The sequence below is a fragment of the Yoonia sp. I 8.24 genome (genome assembly GCF_022096995.1).
Taxonomy (GTDB): domain Bacteria; phylum Pseudomonadota; class Alphaproteobacteria; order Rhodobacterales; family Rhodobacteraceae; genus Yoonia.
In genome coordinates, this window is the sequence record NZ_JACXGQ010000002.1 from 137,257 (window position 1) to 154,075 (window position 16,819).

General features: G+C 55.7%; 17 protein-coding genes. 14 read left to right on the top strand and 3 right to left on the bottom strand.

Annotated features, from left to right (window positions below):
* Positions 1-2 precede the first annotated feature (2 nt).
* Both Yoon_RS03605 and dacB read left to right on the top strand, forming a co-directional pair.
* The gene (locus tag Yoon_RS03605; RefSeq protein ID WP_238110956.1) at positions 3-599 is read left to right on the top strand and encodes a nicotinate-nucleotide adenylyltransferase; all 597 of its coding nucleotides are present in this window, start codon (positions 3-5) and stop codon (positions 597-599) included.
* Positions 599-2,065: a D-alanyl-D-alanine carboxypeptidase/D-alanyl-D-alanine-endopeptidase gene (gene dacB / locus Yoon_RS03610; protein WP_238110233.1), complete on the top strand. Its 1,467-nt coding sequence runs from the start codon at positions 599-601 to the stop codon at positions 2,063-2,065. The genes Yoon_RS03605 and dacB overlap by 1 nt, the downstream gene beginning before the upstream one ends.
* On the opposite strand, the gene Yoon_RS03615 is transcribed toward dacB, so the two are convergent.
* A complete protein-coding gene (locus Yoon_RS03615; protein ID WP_238110235.1) occupies positions 2,062-2,481 on the bottom strand; it encodes a tellurite resistance TerB family protein in 420 nt (139 codons plus the stop codon). The two genes, dacB and Yoon_RS03615, sit on opposite strands and share 4 nt — an antisense overlap.
* A 109-nt stretch (positions 2,482-2,590) precedes the next feature.
* Between Yoon_RS03615 and Yoon_RS03620 the strand changes: the two genes are divergently transcribed.
* The 11 genes from Yoon_RS03620 to ureG all read left to right on the top strand — a co-directional run bounded on the left by Yoon_RS03620 (position 2,591) and on the right by ureG (position 12,639).
* The gene (locus Yoon_RS03620; protein WP_238110236.1) at positions 2,591-4,159 is read left to right on the top strand and encodes a lysine--tRNA ligase; all 1,569 of its coding nucleotides are present in this window, start codon (positions 2,591-2,593) and stop codon (positions 4,157-4,159) included.
* A 171-nt stretch (positions 4,160-4,330) separates the two neighbouring features.
* Complete coding sequence (locus tag Yoon_RS03625; protein ID WP_238110238.1) at positions 4,331-6,619, top strand: glycosyl hydrolase family 28-related protein; 2,289 nt, start codon at positions 4,331-4,333, stop codon at positions 6,617-6,619.
* A 229-nt stretch (positions 6,620-6,848) separates the two neighbouring features.
* Positions 6,849-7,646, top strand: a complete 798-nt coding sequence (locus tag Yoon_RS03630; protein WP_238110249.1) for an urease accessory protein UreD — start codon at positions 6,849-6,851, stop codon at positions 7,644-7,646.
* Between the two features lie 3 nt (positions 7,647-7,649).
* Entirely contained in the window at positions 7,650-7,952 is a 303-nt protein-coding gene (locus Yoon_RS03635; RefSeq protein WP_113777704.1) for an urease subunit gamma, read from the top strand.
* Positions 7,953-7,994: 42 nt separating this feature from the next.
* Positions 7,995-8,300, top strand: a complete 306-nt coding sequence (locus tag Yoon_RS03640; RefSeq protein ID WP_238110251.1) for an urease subunit beta — start codon at positions 7,995-7,997, stop codon at positions 8,298-8,300.
* Between the two features lies 1 nt (position 8,301).
* Positions 8,302-10,062: an urease subunit alpha gene (ureC, locus tag Yoon_RS03645; RefSeq protein ID WP_238110252.1), complete on the top strand. Its 1,761-nt coding sequence runs from the start codon at positions 8,302-8,304 to the stop codon at positions 10,060-10,062.
* Between the two features lie 96 nt (positions 10,063-10,158).
* Positions 10,159-10,296 carry a hypothetical protein gene (locus Yoon_RS03650; protein WP_238110254.1) on the top strand — a complete coding sequence of 46 codons (138 nt, stop codon included), beginning with the start codon at positions 10,159-10,161 and terminating at the stop codon, positions 10,294-10,296.
* 38 nt (positions 10,297-10,334) lie between these two features.
* Positions 10,335-10,928, top strand: coding sequence for a hypothetical protein (locus tag Yoon_RS03655; protein WP_238110256.1), 594 nt, complete (start codon positions 10,335-10,337; stop codon positions 10,926-10,928).
* Between the two features lie 2 nt (positions 10,929-10,930).
* Positions 10,931-11,389, top strand: a complete 459-nt coding sequence (locus Yoon_RS03660; protein WP_238110258.1) for an urease accessory protein UreE — start codon at positions 10,931-10,933, stop codon at positions 11,387-11,389.
* The gene (locus tag Yoon_RS03665) at positions 11,379-12,014 is read left to right on the top strand and encodes an urease accessory protein UreF (protein ID WP_370642119.1); all 636 of its coding nucleotides are present in this window, start codon (positions 11,379-11,381) and stop codon (positions 12,012-12,014) included. Before Yoon_RS03660 ends, Yoon_RS03665 begins: the two co-directional genes overlap by 11 nt.
* Positions 12,015-12,030: 16 nt before the next feature.
* Positions 12,031-12,639: an urease accessory protein UreG gene (ureG, locus tag Yoon_RS03670; protein WP_238110261.1), complete on the top strand. Its 609-nt coding sequence runs from the start codon at positions 12,031-12,033 to the stop codon at positions 12,637-12,639.
* Here the strand turns inward: ureG and Yoon_RS03675 are convergent.
* On the bottom strand, positions 12,608-13,300 hold the full coding sequence (locus tag Yoon_RS03675) for a hypothetical protein (RefSeq protein WP_238110263.1): 693 nt from the start codon (positions 13,298-13,300) through the stop codon (positions 12,608-12,610). The genes ureG and Yoon_RS03675 overlap by 32 nt on opposite strands.
* Before the next feature lie 262 nt (positions 13,301-13,562).
* Between Yoon_RS03675 and acs the strand changes: the two genes are divergently transcribed.
* A complete protein-coding gene (acs, locus tag Yoon_RS03680) occupies positions 13,563-15,521 on the top strand; it encodes an acetate--CoA ligase (protein ID WP_238110265.1) in 1,959 nt (652 codons plus the stop codon).
* Positions 15,522-15,613: 92 nt separating this feature from the next.
* Here the strand turns inward: acs and Yoon_RS03685 are convergent, their stop codons facing one another.
* Positions 15,614-16,636, bottom strand: coding sequence for a hypothetical protein (locus tag Yoon_RS03685; protein WP_238110267.1), 1,023 nt, complete (start codon positions 16,634-16,636; stop codon positions 15,614-15,616).
* Positions 16,637-16,819 lie beyond the last annotated feature (183 nt).

Below are 16,819 nucleotides of genomic sequence, written 5' to 3' on the forward strand. Positions count from 1 at the left end.
ATATTGTGGACGGATTTCCAGCCGCGAAACCGGGGCAAGTGATCGGGTTGCTTGGCGGCTCGTTTGATCCGCCGCATGCGGGGCATGTGCACATTACCAAAGCCGCGCTTAAGCGGTTCGGGCTGGATCATGTTTGGTGGCTTGTTAGCCCGGGCAATCCACTCAAGGAAAACGGGCCTGCGCCATTGGGCGACCGTATCCAAGCCAGCCGCGCGTTGATGCAGCATCCGCGCGTCAAAATTACCGGAATCGAATCCAAGCTTGGCACCCGTTACACTGCCCAAACTTTGCACGCGCTGCGCAAACGTTACCCCGGGGTCCGGTTCGTTTGGCTGATGGGCGCAGATAACCTCGCGCAGTTTCATCGCTGGCAGGATTGGCGTTGGATCATCGAAAATGTGCCCATTGGTGTGATCGCGCGCCCCGGCGATCGGATCGCGGCGCGCCTGTCGATGGCCGCCAAGGTCTATGCGCAGTCAAAAGTGCCTAGTCGCGCCAGCCATATTATCGGGCGGTTGCCGGCACCTGCGTGGTCATTTGTGAATGTGCCGATGTCAGATACGTCATCATCGGCGATCCGTGCGCGTGGGGAATGGTGATGCATTTGACCCGCCGTGCAATGTTAGTGGGGGCCGCGTCAAGCTGCGCGACGGCGACATGGGCCGATGCGCCGTCAACGTCGCGCCGCCCCATCGTACGCCCGTTTTCAGACAATATGCTTGTGCCGCTCATCGCGACGTCTGGGCTAAGCGGTGATGTTGGCGCCGTGCTTGCTGACGCGCAGACTGGCGCCATACTGGAATCCTACGGCGCGGATATGCATCAGCCGCCTGCAAGTGTCGCTAAAGCATTTACTGCACTATACGCGCTGGAACACCTCGGGCCGCAATATCAGTTTGAGACCGTTGTTTTTGCAGATGGCAGCATTTCTGGTGGCATTTTAGATGGTAATTTGATTTTGGCGGGCGGCGGCGATCCGAACCTTGTCACTGATCAGCTGGCTGATCTTGCGCAGCGTTTGCGTGCGGCAGGGATCACCCAAGTTACCGGCGATTTTTGCGTCTGGGACGATGCCCTAACGAATTTGGATGAAATCGACGACAGCCAGCTTGATCATTTAGGCTACAACCCGACAATCTCGGGTCTGAATTTGAATTTCAACCGGGTGCATTTTGAGTGGAAACGCGAAGGTGGCGACTATGCAACCTTTATGGATGCGCGCAGCGATAATTATCGCCCGGTGGTCACGACCTCCCGGATAAGGATCGCGGATCGCGATGACCCGGTGTTCACTTACCGTGACCTTGGGCAGGTTGATCAGTGGACGGTTGCGCGCACTGCGTTGAACAATGCGGGTTCGCGTTGGTTGCCCGTACGCCACCCGGCGCTCTATGCAGGCGAAGTGTTTGCGACGTTCGCGCGCAGTCACGGCATTCGGCTAAGCGCGCCAAAGGAAATCGAAGCAATCCCTGCAGACGCAACCCAAGTGGCCGCAATCCAAAGCGAACCTTTGACCGAAATGATGCGCGCGATGATGCGGTATTCGACAAATATCACGGCCGAGGCCGCGGGATTGGCCGCGACAACCGCGCAGACCGGTCAAAAATGGGGCTTGCGGGCATCGTCTGCACGCATGGCGCGTTGGGCCGGGCGACGCGCTGGCGGGATTGGCCCGCAGTTTGCGGACCATTCGGGGCTCGGGGATAGCGCGCGTATTACACCTGCGGATATGGCGCAATTTTTGACAGCACCTGATGTCGCGCAAACCTTGCACCCGATTATGAAAGACATTCCGGTGCGCGACAATGCGGGTGACGCGATTGCGGCACTGCAAGGCGCTGTGCAGGCAAAAACGGGCACGTTGAATTTCGTTTCAAACTTGGCGGGCTATTTACGCGCCAAGGATGGACGCCAATTGGCATTCGTCATATTCGCGTCTGATATGGCGGCCCGCGAAATCGGCAAGCTTGAAGGTGGTGAACGCCCCACCGGTGCGCGGCGTTGGAACCGCAAAGCACGCGATTTACAGCACCGGCTTTTGCGCCATTGGACAAGCGGCGTTTAGATCGTCAGGTGGCGCGCGCGTGCGCCGCGTTCAATGGCGGCGGCATGGAGCCGGTCAAGAGCCAGCTCTTCACGAATTTCTTCAAGCATACGGCCCTCTTGTTCGTCAATCAGCCCGTCCGCAGCGGCCACATCACAAGACAGCGCATAGGCGGTTTCAAATAGGCGCTCGGGCAGCGCATCGCGGATCAGACCAAATAGAGCTTCAAGCCCGTCTTCGGCTTCTAACAGGTCAAACACCATTTTGGACATGCGCGGCAAACGTTCAGGATCGTAACCTGCAAACACGGGGAGCATGTTAATCGCGTTGCTGATTTTTACCAATTCCGACGTTCGGATGTTTTCATCCGAAGCAGAGACCGCAATCATCAACGCGGCAAGCGCGTCTTGGGCTGTCATCGGGGCGTCATCGTTCATGCTGTTTCCTTTATCTATGTGACCCATTTATTGACGCAGCCCCCCTGTCGCAATAGGGAGAGCGCAAACAATGGTGCCACGGGGGCACCGATTAGACATGAGAAATAATATGACCAATATGATGCGCGACGCGGCGATGACATCCAAGGCTTGGCCCTTTGAAGAGGCGCGCCGTGTGCTCAAACGGTATGAAAAGAAGGACCCTGAAAAAGGGTATGTGCTGTTTGAAACAGGTTATGGCCCGTCTGGCTTGCCGCATATTGGAACTTTTGGCGAAGTCGGGCGCACAACGATGGTACGCCGCGCGTTTGAAATGATTTCTGACATCCCGACAAAACTATTGTGCTTCTCGGACGATATGGACGGGATGCGTAAAATTCCGGGCAATGTGCCGGACCCTGCAATGTTAGAGCCGTTTATGCAAAAGCCGCTGACCGCCGTGCCTGATCCCTTTGGGACGCATGGCAGCTTTGGCGACCATATGAATGCGCGTCTGAATAACTTTTTGGACACCTTCGGGTTCGAATATGAATTCGCCTCTTCGACCGAATATTACCAATCGGGCAAGATGGACGCGATCCTGCTGAAAGCAGCTGAAAAATACGATGACGTGATGGCGATCATGCTCAAATCTCTGCGCGAAGAACGCCGCCAGACGTATTCGATCTTTTTGCCGATCAGTCCGACCACGGGGCAGGTGCTTTATGTCCCGATGAAAGAAGTCACCAAGGACGGCAATATCACGTTCACCGATGTGGACGGCACTGACGTGACGATGCCCGTGACCGGCGGGAACTGCAAATTGCAGTGGAAACCTGATTTCGGCGCGCGGTGGGCTGCGCTTGGCGTCGATTTTGAGATGTACGGCAAGGATCACGCGACGAACACTGCGATCTACGGTGGGATTTGCCGTGCGCTCGGTGGGCGCCCGCCGGAAAACTATACCTATGAATTGTTCCTCGATTCCGAAGGCCATAAGATTTCCAAGACATCCGGTAACGGCCTAACGATCGACGAATGGCTGACTTATGCCTCGACCGAGAGCCTGTCGTATTTCATGTACCTTAAGCCTAAAACAGCCAAGCGGATGCATTTTGATGTGATCCCAAAGGCGGTAGATGAATATCACCAACAGCTGCGCGCTTATGCCGGTCAAGATGACAAGGGAAAACTGAACAATCCAGTGTTCCATATCCACGGACAAGACGTACCTGACTCTGATATGGTCGTGCCGTTTGCAATGCTTTTGAACCTCGCTTCTGTTTCTGGGGCCGAAGACAAAGAGACGCTTTGGGGCTTTATCCAGCGCTATGCGCCCGAGGCATCGGCAGAAAATAACCCGCAGATGGATCAGGCCGCAGGCTTTGCAGTCAGCTATTACAATGACTTTGTGAAGCCGACCAAGGTCTACCGCACCCCGACAGATCAAGAACGCGCCGCGATGGAAGATATGGTTGCGCGGCTCAAAGTCTGGGATGGCGGGCTGGACGCCGAAGCCTTGCAAACCATGGTGTTTGCCGTTGGCAAAGAGCATGAGTTTGACCCGCTGCGCAATTGGTTCACAGCGCTTTACGAGGTGCTTCTTGGTGCGTCCCAAGGCCCACGTTTTGGTGGGTTTATTGCGCTTTACGGCGTTGAAGAAACCATCAAGCTGATCGAGGCGCAGCTGAGCGCCTAAGCTTTATATTATGCTGTTTCCAAAGGCCGGGTTCATGCCCGGCCTTTTCGCGTTGCGCGCCCCACCGTGACGGTGGTGTCAGAGCCGCTTTAGCAGTTTCACGTACCTCTTTGGCAGCGGTGCCGCATGACGCGGGACCAATTTGCACGCGCTGCCAGAGAAGGTTTTCCAATGAATAAAGCGATTACAGACGGAATTGTATTTCAACCGCTGCCGTTCTCGGCGGGGCTTGGTGTTTGGTCCAGCGGCGAGGGGACGCCAGGGTCAGACACCTATGCGATCAGCGGTTCAGGCGTGTTTGTCGCCGCGGACGCCGATTTTGCAGGCTGCCTTGAGATTCTCAAGGTCGATCCGATAGCGCGCGTGCGCTATATGACTGAAACCCCAATTCTGCCGGGTTGCTATCTGCGGGTCACGGCCAAAGTCAAAGCGATTTCCGGCCCGTTGCCAGGGGTGCGCGTGTCTGGCTGGGCGGGGGTGACCGGGGGCGCTGCTGCGGCGGGCCTGCCCACTTATGGCCCCGAGGTGCAGCTGACGACATATGGCGAAGTGGTTGAGATCACGGCCATCATCGGCACAGGCGACCGGACAGGCGTGGATATGCAGTGGACAGGCGCCGATTACGGGCATCTTGGGATTGATTTGACCGGGGCGACAGGGGGTGTTGTCAGGGTTGACGATATCCAAATCGAAGACGTCAGCGCCGTGTTTACCCGCGATCTGCTGGCGATTGTTGATGTGCTGGATTACGGCGCAAAGGGCGACGGTGTCGCCGATGACAGCGCTGCGTTTGAGGCCGCAGATGCCGCCGCATCGGGGCGCACTGTGATGGTGCCACCGGGGGATTACCTACTGCAAAGCGACGTCACAATGGAAAACCATGTGAAGTTCGAAGGCCGGGTCATACAAGACCCGACCTACCGATTTATTATGCAACGTGGCTATAATTATGATGCTTATCTGGATGCGTTTCAGAACGAAGAACTGGCATTCAAGAAAGCCTATCAGGCGCTGATCAACTTTGCCGATCACGAATCGCTCGATCTTTGTGGGCGCCGGGTAGCTTTGACCGAACCCGTAGATATGCAAGCCTGCGACCCGACGCGGCTAGAATATGCGACCCGGCGGGTGGTGCGTAATGGGCAGTTTCAGCCCGTGTCAGGGGCAGCCTGGGACACGGAAATTTTCACCTCAACAGCTAGCTACGCTGCCGCGAACGATTTGGAACTGACCAATGTCGTTGATATCGCCAACATCCCGGTGGGGGCGTTGGTCACGGGCAACGGTGTCGGGCGCGAAATTTATGTGAGCGCTGTCGATGTGCCTGGGCAAAGCCTCACGCTGAGCGCACCGCTATATGATGCGGAAGGTAGCCAAAACTTCACCTTCACCCGGTTCAAATACCTGTTGGATTTTTCGGGCTACGATAAGCTGAACCAATTCGTGTTGGATGACATCGAATTTCAGGGGGCTGGTATCGCGAGTGGGATCATGCTTGCCCCGGCTGGGTTGACGTTTCACTTGCGTGATTGCTTCGTGAATAAGCCCAAAGATCGTGGGCTGACATCGCCGGGGCGCGGGTGTCAGGGGATGATGATTGACCGCTGTCAGTTTATTTCAGACGAGCAATCCTTGCCCGTCGCAGCCCGGGTCAGCATCGGGTTCAATGCCAACGCAAATGATGTGAAAATCCGCGATAACCGGGTAAACCGGTTCAAGCATTTTTGTATTTTGTCGGGGTCTGGTTCGTTGATTACAGCCAACCATTGGTTTCATGGTGACGATGAGATTTTGGGCGTGCGCAAGGGTGGGGTGATCATCACATCACCGAACCCCAAAACCATTTTCACTGGCAACTACTGCGACAATAATTTCATTGAATGGACCAATGAACACAGCAGTGACCCGGCACTTGGCGCGCAGTTTTCCTTCGGCGGGCTGACGATTACGGGCAATATTTTCTTGACTAGCGATGTCGCATCTTGGGCGAATTTTATTGTGATAAAACCTTACGGTCCGGGGCATTACATTAACGGATTCGCGGTGCTAGGGAATGTGTTCCGTTCATCAAATGGGCAAATTGACCGGGTCGAACGGGTTGATACGACCTTTGCTGATCTTGATTATGGCCGGACGCGCGGGCTCGAATTTCGGGGCAATACGTTCCACAATGTGCATGAACCTGTGTCGAACCCTGTGACCTTGGAACATGACCAAGCCACCGAGGCACTGACATGGGTCGTGGACACAGGCGCGGCGCTGCCGTTCGAGGGTCACGCGCTTTATGTGGATAGTGTGCTGCCCGATGGGGCGATCACCAATAGCGCAGGCACACGTATTCATGAGTTGCCTTGGGCCGAGGGCGGTCAGGGGGCTGACAATCGTACGGTGCATCTGAATTGGGGCACCGCCGTCAAAGGGCGTGCACGCTATCAGGTGCGGATGGACAACCCCTATTGATGACGTGATATCAAAGGGTTTCAGGGGGCGCAGTTTTGCGCCCCTATTGCGTTTAGGATGCCGTGCTGCCGCATTTTTGGGCGGTCGGGTGATTCCGCGTCAAAATTTGTGCGTTTTCGCGGCGTTTTGCTGGAAACTACCGCGTGATTTTTGGCAGTTTGAACGGCGAAAGATCAATCGTCGAGGCCAGCCCATTACCTATGCCGCCCAAATAAACGCAGCCGACGCCGTGCCAACTGGCCCGCGCGCAAAGGGCGCATTGGCATTGACCGCAAAACGCCGTGGGGCCGAGACGGTGATCGCCGATTTACGGCAAGAAGGATCGCTCAAGGCGTTGTTTCCGCGTGTGCGCGGCGATGCACTGGACGCTGTGTTTTTGAACACGGCGGGCGGTCTGACAGGTGGCGACCAAATGCAATTTGATGTGACCGCAAACGCGGGCGCGCATATCACCTTGGCGTCGCAAGCGGCCGAACGCGGCTATCGCGCGCACCCCGGTCAGATCGCGCAGTCAAAGGTCGTTTTGAACGTCGGATCTGGCGGTCGCATTGATTGGATACCCCAAGAAACCATCCTGTTCGAAAGTGCGGCGCTTGATCGGCAGATGCATGTGCATCTGGCCGCTGACGCGACGGCATTGATCGTTGAGCCCGTCATCTTTGGCCGCCCGGCAATGGGTGAAGATGTGCGGAACCTGCATTTCACAGATCACTGGCGCATCTGGCGCGCGGATCAGTTGGTTTTTGCGGATGCGCTGCGATTGATTGGCGACGTCAAATCCCACCTACAACGCCGTGCGATCGCAGGCGGTGCCGGGGCGATGGCGACCGTGGTCTTGGCCGGGCCACAGGCCCAACGCTGCGCGCAAAAGCTCGACCTTCCTGAAACCTGTGGCGCAAGTCTGATTGCTGATGATTTGCTTTTGGTACGGCTTTTGGCCGAAGATGGCTTTGCGCTGCGCCGCATTCTTATTCCTGTTGTTGAGGCGCTGTCATGCGCGCCGATCCCCCGTGTTTGGAGACTATAGACCATGCAACTCACTCCGCGTGAAAAAGATAAACTATTGATCGCTATGGCGGCTGAGGTTGCGCGCAAGCGTCTGGCTCGTGGCGTCAAGCTGAACTACCCCGAAGCGATTGCGCTGATCACCGATGCCGTTGTCGAAGGCGCGCGCGATGGGCGGTCCGTGGCCGATATGATGCAGGCGGGTGCCGCAGTGATCACCCGCGATCAGGTCATGGATGGCATCGCCGAGATGATCCACGAAGTACAAGTCGAAGCAACCTTTCCCGATGGAACAAAATTGGTGACAGTGCATGACCCGATCCGTTGATTTTTTGAGTACTTATAGCAAGATGATGAGGGGGGTAGCGCAATGAAACCCGGTGAATTGATCGTCGCAGATGGCGATATTACGTTGAATGCTGGCGCCGACGTTGTGGTGATGGAGGTCGCAAATACGGGCGACCGCCCCGTGCAGGTTGGATCGCATTTTCATTTTGCAGAAACCAATCCAGCCTTGGATTTTGACCGTGCAGCGGCCCACGGTCTGCGTTTGGATATCGCCGCAGGGACTGCCGTACGGTTTGAACCGGGGCAGCGCCGCGAAGTATCACTGATCCCCATGTCCGGCGCGCGCCGCGTGTTTGGGTTTAATGCAAACGTGATGGGGGACCTTTAAGATGCCAGCAGTAATTTCGCGCCGTGACTATGCGGCCATGTTTGGGCCCACAGTGGGCGATAAGGTTCGGCTTGCCGATACGGATTTGATTATCGAAGTTGAGCGCGATTTGACCGCCGAAGCTGCGGGTGCAGCTGTCACTGGCGGGTCGGGTGGCAACGCTTTGTATTATGGTGAAGAGGTCAAGTTCGGCGGTGGTAAAGTCATTCGCGACGGTATGGGGCAATCGCAGGCGACCCGCGCTGAAGGGGCCGTTGATACCGTTATCACAAATGCGCTGATCGTGGATTGGACCGGTATCATCAAGGCGGATGTTGGCCTAAAGGGCGGCGTGATCGTTGCCATCGGTAAGGCAGGCAATCCAGATACTCAACCGGGCGTGGATATCATTGTGGGCCCCGGAACCGAGGCGATTGCAGGCGAGGGCCGCATTCTGACCGCGGGCGGCATCGATAGCCACATCCACTTTATCTGTCCGCAGCAGATTGAAGACGCGTTGCATTCCGGCCTGACCACGATGATTGGCGGCGGCACTGGCCCGGCGCATGGGACGCTGGCGACGACATGTACGCCGGGGCCTTGGCATCTGGGTCGGATGATGCAATCGGCTGACGCCTTCCCGATGAACCTTGCCTTTGCGGGTAAGGGGAATGCGTCTTTACCTGCCGCATTGGAAGAACAAGTGTTGGGCGGCGCATCCTGTTTGAAGCTGCACGAGGATTGGGGGACCACCCCGGCGGCTATCGATAATTGCCTGTCTGTCGCTGATGCGATGGATGTGCAGGTCATGATCCATACCGATACGCTCAACGAATCTGGCTTTGTCGAAAACACCGTGGGCGCGATGAAGGGCCGCACGATCCACGCCTTCCATACCGAAGGTGCCGGTGGTGGGCACGCGCCAGATATCATTAAGATTTGTGGTGAGGCGCATGTTTTGCCCTCTTCCACCAACCCAACGCGGCCGTTTACAGTCAATACGGTTGATGAACATCTCGACATGCTGATGGTCTGTCACCATCTGGATAAATCCATCCCCGAAGATGTCGCTTTTGCCGAAAGTCGTATCCGCCGCGAAACGATCGCCGCCGAAGATATCCTGCACGATATGGGCGCGTTTTCGATTATCGCCTCCGACAGTCAGGCGATGGGTCGCGTCGGTGAAGTGCTGATCCGCACGTGGCAAACGGCTGATAAAATGAAGAAACAGCGCGGTAGCCTGCCCGAGGAAACCGGTGATAACGACAACATGCGTGTGCGCCGTTATATCGCGAAATATACAATTAACCCTGCCATTGCGCATGGGATTTCGGCGCATGTTGGCTCAATCGAGGTGGGCAAACGTGCGGATCTAGTGCTGTGGAACCCCGCGTTCTTTGGCGTGAAGCCTGAAATGATTCTGATGGGTGGCACGATTGTCGCGGCACAGATGGGCGATCCGAATGCGTCCATTCCGACGCCGCAACCCGTTTACACGCGCCCGATGTTTGGTGCCTACGGCCGGTCGGTTGAAAATTCCGCAGTGACCTTTGTCAGTGCAGCGGCCCAAGACGACGGGTTGCGTGATAAGCTGGGGCTGGCGAAACAAACTCTGCCCGTGTCCAACACCCGTGGGATCGGCAAGCGCGATCTGAAACTGAACGATGCGATGCCACATATGGAAGTAAACCCCGAAACATACGAAGTGCGCGCTGATGGTGAATTGCTCACCTGTGAACCGGCGAAAGAATTGCCAATGGCGCAGCGGTATTTCCTGTTTTGATTTGGGTGACGTTACGTCTGGGGGGCTTGATTGCTGCGATGCAGCATTTTAACGTGGGCCTTAGGGAGGAATCCATCGCTTTGAATGAGGCACGATATGGCTTTCCAGACAGACAACACAATGATCACGAACCGCGAAATGGCGACCGAATTGGTCAAAGTCGGTGTGCGCGAAACGCTGCGCTTACCGCTGACCGCGACGCGTTTTGTATATCGGCTAACGACGCGCAGATAAAATTACGCTACCTTTTGGCAAAACCAAAGGGGATCGTTATGATGAAATATCTATTTGGCCTTGCTGCATTGGCGGGCCCCGCTTGGGCGGATTGCCCGGTGGCGGCTGATTTGGCGGCAGGGATCACGTTCGAAATGGGTCCGGACGTGTCCGAGACCTATCAAATGCTGTCCACAGATCAGGTTGCGTTGACCAGCACCTATTCGGATGGCTATGTCTCGCGCGCGCTTTTAGGGCGAGGCGTTTATTTGCTCGAATTTGTTGAGATCGCCGACGGGGTTCCCGCGCTGGATACGCGGATAGACTATGTGTTCAGCATTCTCCCCGATGAGATGCCGATCCCTGAACCGGGCGCGGTCTTTTTAGGGCGTATGACAGTGACCGACAGCGCGGGTACGTATGACGATAAAGTGGTCGCGCGCTGGGGTGCTCTTGAGCAGCGGACATATGGCGATTGCACATATGATATGATTGCGGGCACGCTTGCATCATCCGGTGATGGGTACCCTTATGAAGAGGGAATACATTACCTGCCAGAGCTGGGCATCGGGTATCTTGCCACTTATTTGGATGTCGAAACGGACGAGATGGATGTCTATGAGGTCACCGGGATTGCGAGGGTTGAAAAATAGACATGCAGGCGGTTGCCCATCACACACATCGTCACGCACACGGCCCTGTCGCCGATAGTGTTTCGCTCACCTATGATGCACGGCTTTTGCGGCGCAAACGGTTGGTGACAACGGGCGGAGAGCCGTTTTTGGTTGATCTTGCTCAGACGACATCAGTTGATGCGGGCCATGTATTCGTGCTGGATGACGGCCGTGAAATCGGTGTCACGGCTGCGGATGAACCGCTGATGCGGATCACAGGCGATTTGGTGCGGCTTGGCTGGCATATCGGCAATCGCCACGCGCCCTGTGCAATCTTGCCTGATGCGTTGGTCGTGCAGCGTGAAAAAGTAATGCGCACTATGTTGGAGCAATTAGGTGCGGCGGTGATTGATTTTGACGGGCCCTTTACCCCCGAAGGCGGGGCATATGGCCATGGTCGTACCATGGGCCACGATCACAGCCATTCTCATGCACATTGATCATCTTTTAACGCTAACCCAATGGCTGTCACCCGCCTATCCGATTGGTGCGTTTGCATGGTCGCATGGGTTGGAACGTGCTGTGCAACGCGGCGATGTGACAGATCCGCAAGGCTTGCAAGACTGGTTGTCTGATGTGCTGACCCATGGGGCCGGGCGTACAGACGGGATTTTGCTTTGTGTGGCACATGGCGCGGATGATGTGACCGAAGTCGCAGCTCTTGCCGCGGTATTGGCCCCATCGCAAGAACGTCGGATGGAGACCATGCAGCAAGGGGCGGCATTCGCTGCAACAACCCGTGCCGTCTGGCATTTGGACCTGCCGGATATGGCGTACCCAGTGGCCGTTGGGCGCGCTGCTGGGCTCATGGGGTTGCCTGCTGAGCAAACAGCGCAGGTTTGGCTGCAATGCTTTGCCAGCAATCTGGTGCAGGCCGCGCAGCGGCTGATGCCCTTAGGTCAAACCGAAGGGCAGCGCATTTTGGCAGCACTCGCGCCGATCTGTCGCGATATTGGCATGCAAGCAGCGCAATCTGATTTGGGTACGATTGGATCATCAAGCTTTGCCGTTGATATTGCCTCAATGCAGCATGAAACCCAAAGCCCGCGCATTTTTAGATCCTAAGTAGAAAGTCACTATCATGTCACCGCACGGACCATTGCGCGTTGGAATTGGGGGGCCTGTCGGGGCCGGAAAGACCACACTGACAGCGGCGCTCGCCAAGGCGCTGAAGGATCAGGTTAGCCTTGGTGTCATTACCAATGACATCTACACCCAAGAAGACGCAGAAGCCTTGATGCGGATGCAAATCCTGCCTGCTGACCGAGTTATGGGCGTTGAAACAGGTGGCTGCCCGCATACGGCGATCCGCGAGGATGCGTCGATCAACCTTGCAGCTATCGCTGAAATGCGCGGCCGTCACGCCGACCTTGAACTTGTGTTGATCGAAAGCGGTGGCGATAACCTGTCTGCGACCTTTAGCCCTGAACTGGCCGATGTGACGATCTATGTGATCGATGTGGCCGCAGGCGAAGAAATCCCGCGCAAGGGTGGCCCGGCAATTACGCGCTCCGATATTCTTGTGATCAATAAAACCGATCTTGCGCCGTATGTCGGTGCATCGCTTGACGTCATGGCGCACGATGCTGCCAGGATGCGGGGCGATCTTCCCGTTGTTTTCGCAAGCCTGCGCAACGGGCAGGGCGTTGAAGCGGTGATTACTCTTCTGCGCGAAATCGGGGGATTGTAGCGGTTGTCCATATATCCACTCTGATCGCCGTATCTTGATCGTTGGTCAACGTTTGTACGGCGCCTAAGCTGATTGAGGTGTGGTCATTGATGTGGAAAACCACCGCGGGGTTGATTTTGGCATAGGTATCATCGTCGCCACCTTGTCCGGTCTGCAATTGCGCCATGACTGTCCAGTGGTCGTTGAAATGGTGGCCCCATGTGAGGTCCGCCTTCGCAAGCCAAGCTTGGTCAATCGTGCCGTAAGTTGCGCTAGTATCAACAGTTAGCCACCCACGATCCAGCCCGCGCCCCCACGACACTCCGCCGCGCGTCAGATATTCAATGCCCCCGAATGCATCCATACGCCCGCCTAACCCGAGTTGCGCCCCGAAAACATTATTTCCCGCAGGCTGCCCGATAGGAAAGCTGGCAAAGGCTATGGCGGATTGGGTGCCTTCGAGCACTGTCGCATAGTAATCGATGCCTAGGGTGACTGTGCCGTTCAGCCCATATTCGCCATAGAAAGTCGGATCGAAATTCACCGGTGCGTTTGGGTCTTCCGAAAGCACAAAGCTTCCGCCGCTTGCGAAGAACAGCTGACCTTTCTCACGCGCCCATGGCCCGGCACAAAGCGGCGCGGCGCATAAGATCGTAGATATGACCGTAACCAATAAACGCATGCGCGACCTTTTACCTGTGCCGAGCCTGCGTTGTGGTGGTTAATTTCTGATTAAGATTAACAAGACTTGAAAACGGAACGCGCGCGTGAAGGTATTTGTCAAAAATATTACAAAACGCACGCCTCGCGGGTGTCAAGATTGACAAATTGCACATCGGGCTGGCCAGAAGCCTTGGATTCCGGACCATTGTGATCATGATATGCGGCGGAGGGACTCGGCCGTGGGCTTGGGTCAAAAAACACGTCACTCGGGGGGAGATACCATGACCGATCAAACATCCAAGATGTATCCGCCGTCAGCGGAAATGGCTGCCAATGCGCATGCAGATAAGGCGACCTATGACGCGATGTACGCGCAATCAATTTCAGACCCCGAAGGTTTTTGGGCCGAACACGGCAAGCGTTTGGAATGGATCAAACCATTTACAAAGGTTAAGAACACCAGCTTTGAGCCGGGTAACATCGACATCAAATGGTTCGAAGACGGCACGCTGAACGTCGCCGCCAACTGTATCGACCGCCATCTTGAAACCCGTGGTGATCAAACCGCGATCATCTGGGAACCCGATAGCCCCGATGATGAAGCGCAGCACATCACTTTTAAAGAACTGCACGCACGCACCTGCAAAATGGCGAATGTGCTCAAAGAAATGGGCGTCACTAAGGGCGACCGCGTTGTGCTCTATCTGCCAATGATCCCCGAGGCCGCCTATGCGATGCTGGCCTGTGCGCGGATCGGGGCGATCCACTCAATCGTGTTCGCAGGCTTCTCTGCCGAAGCTTTGGGCGCGCGGGTCAATGCCTGTGACGCAAAAGTTGTGATTACGTCCGACGGCGCGCCGCGCGGTGGCCGCGTGACCAATCTGAAAGACAGCGTGAACCAAGCCTTGCTGCATGACTATCACGATGTGAAATGCCTTGTTGTCAAACGCACAGGCCAGCAAATTGCTTGGCGTGGGGACGGCGATTACTGGCTACACGAGATGGAAGAGAAGGTCAGCGCAGACTGCCCACCGACTGAGATGAACGCCGAAGATCCACTTTTCATCCTTTACACATCCGGCTCTACTGGGCAGCCCAAAGGTGTTGTGCACTCCTCCGGTGGATATCTCGTCTATGCGTCAATGACGCAGCAATACACATTCGACTACCATGATGGTGACGTGTTCTGGTGTACCGCTGATGTAGGCTGGGTCACGGGGCACAGCTATATCGTCTATGGGCCATTGGCCAACGGCGCGACCACAGTGATGTTTGAAGGTGTGCCAACATACCCAGACGCTGGCCGGTTTTGGCAGGTTTGCGAAAAGCACAAGGTCAATCAATTCTACACCGCCCCCACCGCGATCCGCGCATTGATGGGGCAAGGCACAGAGTTCGTTGAGAAATACGACCTCTCTGACCTTAAGGTGCTGGGCACAGTGGGTGAGCCGATTAACCCAGAAGCTTGGAATTGGTACAATGATGTTGTGGGCAAAGGCATCGTGCCGATCGTTGACACATGGTGGCAGACTGAAACCGGCGGTCACCTGTTGACACCGTTGCCGGGCGCAACCGCGACCAAACCGGGATCAGCGACAACCCCATTCTTTGGCGTGCAGCCCGTAATCTTGGAACCCACTTCGGGCGAAGAAATCCACGATACCGCCGCCGAAGGTGTGCTGTGTATGAAGGATAGCTGGCCTGCCCAAATGCGTACCGTTTGGGGCGATCATGAGCGGTTCGAGAAAACCTATTTCAGCGATTACAAAGGTTACTACTTTACGGGTGACGGCTGTAAGCGCGACGAAGATGGGTATTACTGGATCACCGGCCGCGTTGATGACGTGATCAACGTCTCTGGTCACCGGATGGGGACCGCCGAAGTCGAAAGCGCGCTTGTCGCCCATGCGAAGGTCGCCGAAGCCGCAGTTGTTGGCTACCCACACGCCATCAAAGGGCAGGGCATCTACGCCTATGTCACCCTGATGTCGGATGCGGAACCATCACCAGAACTGCGTAAAGAGCTTGAAGTGTGGGTGCGCGCTGAGATCGGCCCCATTGCCAAACCTGATCTGATCCAATGGGCGCCCGGCCTGCCAAAAACACGCTCTGGCAAAATCATGCGCCGTATCCTGCGTAAGATCGCTGAAAACGATCACGCGACTTTGGGCGATATTTCGACGCTGGCCGATCCATCCGTGGTCGATGACCTGATCGAAAACCGGATGAATAAAGGTTAGCACCTGAATTCGATGAAATCAGAAAGGCCGCGCAAATTGTTTGCGCGGCCTTTTGGTTTTGGAGAGAAGCAGCTGAGCCGTATTTCAATAAGCTATCGACCATAGCCGTGTTCGGCCTGTAGTGCGCTCATTTCATCTATAAAACACGCGTTGATGCTATCAAATGTGCCTTCTTCATATCTACGAAGGTCTACAATATTGCGTGCAAGGTCAGCTCCGGCGCGGGGACTGTTCCAATAGGTTTCATTCGGTATGATGCTCGTCCGTGGGCTTCGCATGGCGAATGGACCCATCGCAGAAAGCATACTAGCGCCAACGGCGATACAGGTTTCAGAAGTTGACCCGCAATGGTTGTCGCAAAACTGAGTTATCGGTGTCCATGAAGTAATTTGGCGACCCAATCGCATGACGTCAGAAAGGCGTTCACTATCTTCTCGAATTTCACGTGGCGCAGGTGGCACCCAAACCATCTCTGATTGCTCGAAACTATCATCGTCAAAAATGCTTGTCGCAACACGCGCCGATCCAGCATATCGACCGGCATTTCCACTATTTGACTGAAAAAGAGCCCAAATCAGCAGCACGTCGACTTCGGGTGGGAGCAGCGCGTCCATGCCTTGGAGGGCTTCGATTAGCGCGTCTGCCTCGCCTTGGTACAGCATGGATTGGGCCGCAAGAAGCGCGGCCTCTGTTTCGCCCGCGCTGATGAGGGCAGATATTGCGGGCGCCTTTTCTCCGATCTGCGTGACCTGGAGGAGCGCAGTTGCCAATGGCTCGGTATCCTCTGCAAATGTCAGCCACGATTTTCCCGAAAGGCCGCCCGGCGCTCTAAGGAGTGCGATGCGGTCAGCGCGTTCCAGATCCGCAGTTACATGGGAATGAAAGCCTCCTCTGGATGCAATCCCTGATAACAGTATTTGCGCCGCTGGATTTTCCGCATGTGCCAGTGCTGCCAGTGCTTCCAATGCGATAAGGTCATCGCCGGCAAGCCAGCTATCCACGGCGGCAACAAATTCGGGCGCGTCCAAACCTGCAATAGGTGCGTTTTCGGCCGTGGCGGCTTTCGCAAAAACTATTGAACAAATTATGACGGTAAGAAAGTAATACAGTTTCATTTTGTCGACCTATGGAGCAGAAAAGTATATGAAATTTTCGCTACTTAAAGCGGAAATTGCAAGTGACAACACTCCAATATGCGTTCGCGTTTGTGGGGTCATTGAAGAACCGCGAGTGCGTAGCCTTGCTCGACCTCAAAGGCACTTTCCAGCAGCCTAACTGAAGATGATTTTTCGAGATCG